Consider the following 1470-nt stretch of genomic DNA (forward strand, 5'->3'; position numbering starts at 1 on the left):
TGAACTGTGACCCAATTTATGGACACGTAATAAAAAGCTACTAGGCTGAAAGAAGATGACTTCTGTATTCATCAGGGGTCATCTTTTTTAATCCCCACTGGTAGCGGCAAGTGTTGTACATAAGGATATATTCATTCACTCTTTGCCGCAGTTCCTCAATGGTCTGACAATCTTCGTATTCAAGTTCATCTTTCATGTGGCCGAAGAAGGATTCCATAGGTGCGTTATCCCAACAGTTACCCTTGCGTGACATGGATTGTCTGAATCCAGCTTTCTTTACCTTTTCTTGAAATAGGGGATGTGTGTAATGCATTCCCTGATCGGAATGTAGAATCGCTTCTGGATGAACCGAGTAATCCATGCTTCTTAGTAGCTCTTCAAGTGTTTCTTCTACAATAGGGAGTTCCAAGGATGTGGATAGAACGTGTGCGGGCACTTGGTTCGTTGCTCCATCTTTTACACAAGACAGATAAGCCCATTGGCCCTTTCCATACCTCATATAGGTGATATCCGTTAACAGTACTTTCCCAGGCTCTCCTTGGTTAAATTGGCGCTCTAATAAGTTTGGACAGGTCCGGTGCTCTTGGGTAGCTTTGGCCATCTTACGGTAAGGGTTAGCCTGCCTTACTTTAGCAACCAGGTTGTATTTACGCATCAGTCTGCGAATTTTCTTGTGATTCATAATCACGTCGTCGCTGCGTTCCAAATGCATCCTAACGGTCAACGCTCCTGCTTTGCCATGAAGCGAAAGAAAATGCTTCCGAATGAGCTGGTAGTCTGCCTCATCGGCACATTCACGTTCTTGTCGATTTGGCTCTGCTTTTAACCAAGCGTAATAGCCGCTACGACTTACATCTGCAACATCACATAGATAGGCCGTTAAGCCTTGCAATTGATGCTTACGAATCGTCATCTCAATAAGCTCAAAGGCTTCAGCAGGTGTTAGCGTTCGCGCTTCACCTGCCTTTCTAGAGCATCGAGCTTTTTTAAAAATTCGTTCTCCACTTCTAAGAGCTTAATTTTCGCCTCAGCACGTCTAAGCTTCTCTTCTGTGCTTAACTCCTTGGATGGGGGCCTGCCTGTACTTGCTTTACCTCTGCGGTCCATCAGTAATCCCTCCTTTCCGTAGGTATCATCGATTGCTCTCCAACGTTTTAAACACTTCTTCGGCTTTTCTGCTCCGATCATTTTAATGTCAAATCCAGCTTCAAGGAAAATCTGCATAGGCATATAACCATTCTTGTGCATTTGAACGGCCTGCAGCTTAAATTCAGGTTTATATGTTATTGCTTTTTCGGATACATGGACAATATTAGGATTTGCTTCAAGTATTCTTATTTGAGTTGTTGTGAAAAGATGTTTTGACATGTTGTTAGCTTCCCTCATTCACTGTAGTATTGTTTATTAAAACACAAAAACCCAAAAGACGGGCACTTTTTTCAAAGTGTCTATCTTTCGGGTCACAGTTCA

The 1470-nt window shown here is 42.9% G+C and carries 1 protein-coding gene; it reads right to left on the reverse strand.

The genetic code is table 11. The features are described from left to right. Positions 1–40 precede the first annotated feature (40 nt). Positions 41–1368, reverse strand: a protein-coding gene (locus ACFQ0C_RS31675) for an IS3 family transposase (RefSeq protein WP_379372872.1) whose coding sequence is annotated in 2 segments (ribosomal slippage) — positions 41–999 and positions 999–1368 — 1329 coding nt in all. Because the reading frame shifts where the segments join, the coding sequence is not laid out codon by codon here. Positions 1369–1470 lie beyond the last annotated feature (102 nt).

The sequence above is a fragment of the Paenibacillus sp. GCM10027630 genome, assembly GCF_042676305.1.
Taxonomy (GTDB): domain Bacteria; phylum Bacillota; class Bacilli; order Paenibacillales; family NBRC-103111; genus Paenibacillus_S.